The organism is Mesorhizobium sp. M7A.F.Ca.MR.362.00.0.0 (assembly GCF_004023175.1).
In the GTDB taxonomy this organism is placed as follows: domain Bacteria; phylum Pseudomonadota; class Alphaproteobacteria; order Rhizobiales; family Rhizobiaceae; genus Mesorhizobium.
The window spans coordinates 16,068-20,608 of record NZ_RZTF01000075.1; the positions used below are offsets into that span (position 1 = coordinate 16,068).

The window sequence follows — 4,541 nt, forward strand, 5'->3', positions numbered from 1 at the left end:
CCGGCGGGCCGAAGGTGTTCTTTGAAAGCGTTGCGGTCTCGGACCGGCTGTTTGTGGAAACCATGTGCCGGGCGCTGCATCTCAGGAATTTCCGCAACATCGGCGTCGACGGGCTCGACCTGTTCTTCAACTACAACCCGTTGATCAACGACCATGCCGGGCGGGCACTGGCCGAGATTCGCCTGATGACCAGGCATCTCGGCGAGTTCGGCCTGGCGCCGGCCATGCTGGTCTGCGAAATCACCGAACAGGCGGCGGACGACGCGCTTCTCGTGCGGCTGGTGCGCGAGATGCGGCGCGACGGCATCCGTATCGCCATCGACGATTTCGGCACCGGGCACTCGACCGAGGAGCGGGTGAGCCTGCTCAAGCCCGACATCGTCAAGATCGACGGCACCTGGTTCGCGGAGTTCTGCCGCCACGCTGCCGCCGAACGGTTCTTCCGCCCGCTGGTTTCCAGCCTGCATGACCGCGGCGCCAAGGTGCTGGTCGAAGGCATCGAGCAGCCCACCCATCTGCGCGTCGCGCTCGAAGGCGGCGTCGACCTGCTGCAGGGTTTTCTCCTTGCCCGTCCGGCCTTGGCCGGCACGGTATTCGAGGAGAAACCGCTGGTCATCGATGCACTGCTGGGCCGGGACAGCAAGGTCGTGCCCCTCTTTGGCTAGGGCATGTCGATATTCAGGTGATGCCGGCCTGCAAACGGCGGCTTCCTGCGCTTCCCTAGTTCTACTGCCACGCAGTAGAACTGAGCTCACGTACTTAAGTACGCTCCGCTCCGGTTCTCGGAACCCACCGTTTTCGGCTCGGCCTGACCTGAATCTCAACATGCCCTTCAACGGCCTCAGATTTTCGGCGATTCACACATCAGCGGCGCTGATCGTCGTACCAAAACAAATCATTGGTTGAGACCGCCGCCGCTGCGATAATCGCGCGGAGACAGTGCTCCGGGGAACAGCCATGATACTTTACGGCATGATCGACAGCGGCAATTGTTACAAGCCGCGCCTGCTGATGGCCAAGCTTGGCCTTGGCTTTACCAATGTCGAAGTGAGTTCGCACACCGGCGATACGCGCAAAGCCGACTTTGTCGCCAAGAATCCGAATGCTATGGTGCCGCTGCTCGAGTTCGACGATGGCCGGCGGCTGGCCGAATCCAACGCCATCCTGCTCTATCTCGCCGAAGGCACACGCTTCCTGCCGGCGGACAGGTATGAGCGTGGGCTTGCCTATCAATGGCTGTTCTTCGAGCAATACAGCCACGAGCCTTACATTGCCGTGCGCAAGGCGCTGCTGACCTTCCCCGAACGTGCTGGGGATGCGACCCCGGAGCGGCTGGCGGTGACGCTGGAGCGCGGCAACAAGGCGCTCGGCGTGATGAACAGGCATCTGGAAAACAATGCCTTCTTCGCCGGCAGCGCGCTCAGCGTCGCCGACATCGCGCTCTATGCCTATACGCATACGGCGGAGCAGGGCGGCTTCCAGCTCGACGCCTATCCGGCGGTGGCGGCCTGGCTGAAAAGGGTGGAGGCAGATCCCGGGCATGTGCCGATCGGGTGGATGGGATAAGCTACGTTGACGATTGGCGAAAGCGTCAACACAGCGTCCTTCGCCCCGTTTACGGGGAGAAAATGGCGGCAGCCAGTTGAGGGGCGGCGCCAACCTTTCTGGGTAAGTTTAAAATGGGTAGTTCTGAAGCCTCAGCGCTGCCCCTCATCGCCCTGCCGGGCACTTCTCCCCGTAAACGGGGAGAAGGACGCCGTCGCTTCCGCTTCGAGGTTGCAAAGCGAAATGCCTGAACCCCAGACAGCAAAAAGGCGGGATAAATCCCGCCTTCCATGCTTGGTAGCCTGATCGGGAACGTCCGGTCCGGGCTGGCAGCTATCTGCTGATCCAGCTTGTCGGGTCTTTCCGCTCCAGCGCGCTTCTCGCGCGACTGTCAGTACATCCGTGACTTGCCGCGCGCCCCGAGCTCTCGCCCGGCGCGCGCTATCGCAAAATCAGGCTGCCTTGCTCAGAGATCCAGCGGACGACTTGCCAGTGCGGCGGTCCTGCTCGATCTCGAAGTTGATCTTCTGGCCTTCGACCAGGGTCGACAGTCCAGCACGCTCGACAGCGGAGATGTGGACGAAAACGTCCGCGCCGCCCGCGTCAGGCTGAATGAAGCCGAAGCCCTTGGTGGCGTTGAACCACTTGACCGTTCCAGTTGCCATTTAGATAGTCCTTCACATTTGCTTTAGATTGACCAGACCGAGGTCCAGCCGGTGTGCATCGAGATTTTGGAGATAGACGTCAGCAAACGCGATTATCGCGAGGCCCGGATCGATCGGCCGAAATATCAATGGAAGGGATATAGGCTGCTTTCGCACGAAAAACAAGACTGCGTGAGAAAGCCGTGATGAGGGCGCCGCCCAATGGCCGCCCCAATCGCGTGAGAGCGTCGCGATGATCGGAGCCTGTGGGCGCTCGATCCACACCCGCTTGGGAGGGGATCTTGGGGAGAGGACCATGAAAATCATTCTGCTTGCCGCCTGCCTGACGCTTGTCGCCGCTCAGGCGCAGGCGATCTCGCGCTACGACCCGACGCGTATGAGCTGCGGCAAGGTTCAGGGGACGATCGCCCGGCAAGGGGCGGTCATCCTGCGCTACCAGTCGAAGCGGGTGCCGGGACTGCCGCTCTACGACCGCTATGTGCAGAGCCAGCGATTCTGCAGCATGGGCGAGGTGAGGACACGGGCCTACGTGCCGAGCGCCGACACAAAGTCCTGCCCGGTCTACAACTGCAAGCGGCCGGACAATGACCGGCATTTCCGCCGGCGGTTCTTCCACAACAACTAGGCACCTGCCTACAACGATTATGCAACTGCCTACATCAGAACCCGAACGACACCTGCGCTGGTGGCGGGGGGCCGACGCGCACGCCTTCCATGGCCAGCATCTTCTCCTTGGTGATCGATCCGCCGGGCGCCGAGAAGCCGCCGATCTTGCCGCCGGCGGCAAGGATGCGATGGCAAGGGATGACCAGCGGCACCGGATTGGCGCCAAGGGCGGCCCCGGTTTCGCGGGCGAGCCCGGCATGGCCGGCGGTTTTGGCCAGCTCGCCATAGGTGGTGGTTTCGCCGAAGGAGAGTTTTCGCGCGGCGTCGTAAATGGCGAGGCGGAAATCGTCGACGCCGTCGAGATCGACCGGCACGGCGGAGAAATCGATGTCCTCGCCCGCCGCATAGGCCTTGATCGCCGCGATCAGCTCGACCACCCATGGCGGCTGCGCCGTGGCACTGGAAACGCCGCCATGGCGCAGCAGGCGCCGCTCCACCGCTTCGCGGCTGCGTTCGGGCAGGCAGAGCCGGATCAGGCCCTTTTCGCTCCAGGCAATGCCCATGAAACCGATCACTGTTTCTAACACTGCGTGGCCGGCCGTGATCGAAAATGTCGTGACCATGATGCGTTCCTTCCCGCAAAGTGGCGAAATCCGGGATTCGTTCCGGTACATATCCGGAACAATATGGCATCACCGCCTGCGTCTCGCCACCCGAAAACCACCTGATCGCCCCGATTGCCCGGCCTGAATCGCTGGTGTAAGGAATTTCTTAACAACCCGACAAACCGGACCCGAGCGCGGCTTGCCAGCAAAACTCAACCTTATCGCGATCGGCGTGATCCTGGCCGCCGCCGGCATCAGCGGCTGCACGTCGACCTCGCAGATGAAGTCCGCGCCTGCTCTCACCGAAACAGCGACCGTCGCCGGCACTGACGCCGGTTTCACCGTGCCGCTGCCGGAGACGGTTTCGGTGCTGCCGGAATCATCAGGGATCGCCCCCGTTCAGACGGCCGAGCTGCCGCTCGATCCCGCCGCACAGCCGGCTGCCGCGACCGCCGCTTTTGCCGGATCGACACCGATGGCACCAGCCGTGCCCGCGGTGATGACCGCCAATGCCTGGCAGGCGCCGCCACCAGCAAATGCGAGCAAGCCGGTCAAGGCGGCCGAGGCCTATACGACCGCGGGGCTGGTCGTGCCGGCAACCGCCAAGGGCGATCGCATGCCCGGCGTCCAGCAAGTCGCCTATGTCGTGCCGCAGAACCCGGCGGCCCTGGTCCAGTTCCCGGCAGGGCCCGTGCAAGAAGAACACGCGACGGGCGTGCGTGGCGATGTCGAGCGGCTGATCGAGAAATATGCGGCGATCTATCAGGTGCCGGTGGATCTGGTGCGCCATGTCGTCAACCGCGAGAGCACCTTCAACCCGAAAGCCTACAACAACGGCCATTGGGGGCTGATGCAGATCAAACACGCGACGGCGCGCGGCATGGGCTATGACGGGCCGGCCAAGGGCCTGTTCGATGCCGAAACCAATCTGAAATACGCGGTGAAATATCTGCGCGGCGCCTGGCTGGTGGCCGGCGGCAACGCCAAGAAGGCCGACTGGCTCTACCAGACCGGCTATTATTACGACGCCAAGCGCAAGGGCCTGCTCGAGGCGACCGGCCTTGGCCGCGACCGCCAGCGCCGTCGCCTGCAGCCCGACGCCTGAGCGCGATGCCTGAAC

6 protein-coding genes are annotated in these 4,541 nt (G+C 63.1%); 4 read left to right on the plus strand and 2 right to left on the minus strand.

The window, feature by feature from the left end; genetic code table 11:
- Both EOC06_RS12675 and EOC06_RS12680 read left to right on the plus strand, forming a co-directional pair.
- Positions 1-665: EAL domain-containing protein (locus EOC06_RS12675; RefSeq protein ID WP_245469540.1), on the plus strand; the 665-nt coding region annotated here is incomplete at its 5' end.
- Positions 666-957: 292 nt separating this feature from the next.
- A complete protein-coding gene (locus tag EOC06_RS12680) occupies positions 958-1,566 on the plus strand; it encodes a glutathione S-transferase family protein (RefSeq protein ID WP_128307907.1) in 609 nt (202 codons plus the stop codon).
- 431 nt (positions 1,567-1,997) lie between these two features.
- Here the strand turns inward: EOC06_RS12680 and EOC06_RS12685 are convergent, their stop codons facing one another.
- Positions 1,998-2,210, minus strand: coding sequence for a cold-shock protein (locus EOC06_RS12685; protein WP_010910991.1), 213 nt, complete (start codon positions 2,208-2,210; stop codon positions 1,998-2,000).
- Between the two features lie 295 nt (positions 2,211-2,505).
- On the opposite strand from EOC06_RS12685, the gene EOC06_RS12690 reads away from it, so the two are divergent.
- Entirely contained in the window at positions 2,506-2,835 is a 330-nt protein-coding gene (locus EOC06_RS12690) for a hypothetical protein (protein ID WP_023809723.1), read from the plus strand.
- A gap of 34 nt (positions 2,836-2,869) precedes the next feature.
- Here the strand turns inward: EOC06_RS12690 and EOC06_RS12695 are convergent, their stop codons facing one another.
- A complete protein-coding gene (locus EOC06_RS12695) occupies positions 2,870-3,439 on the minus strand; it encodes a methylated-DNA--[protein]-cysteine S-methyltransferase (protein ID WP_128307908.1) in 570 nt (189 codons plus the stop codon).
- 181 nt (positions 3,440-3,620) lie between these two features.
- On the opposite strand from EOC06_RS12695, the gene EOC06_RS12700 reads away from it, so the two are divergent.
- A complete protein-coding gene (locus tag EOC06_RS12700; RefSeq protein WP_128307909.1) occupies positions 3,621-4,526 on the plus strand; it encodes a lytic transglycosylase domain-containing protein in 906 nt (301 codons plus the stop codon).
- Positions 4,527-4,541: the final 15 nt, after the last annotated feature.

What these genes read in the sequence shown, in the direction of transcription:
- EOC06_RS12680 (WP_128307907.1), top strand. Translation starts at nt 958, where the DNA reads ATGATACTTTACGGCATGATCGACAGCGGCAATTGTTACAAGCCGCGC.
- EOC06_RS12690 (WP_023809723.1), top strand. Translation starts at nt 2,506, where the DNA reads ATGAAAATCATTCTGCTTGCCGCCTGCCTGACGCTTGTCGCCGCTCAG.
- EOC06_RS12695 (WP_128307908.1), bottom strand. Translation starts at nt 3,439, where the DNA reads ATGGTCACGACATTTTCGATCACGGCCGGCCACGCAGTGTTAGAAACA.
- EOC06_RS12685 (WP_010910991.1), bottom strand. Translation starts at nt 2,210, where the DNA reads ATGGCAACTGGAACGGTCAAGTGGTTCAACGCCACCAAGGGCTTCGGC.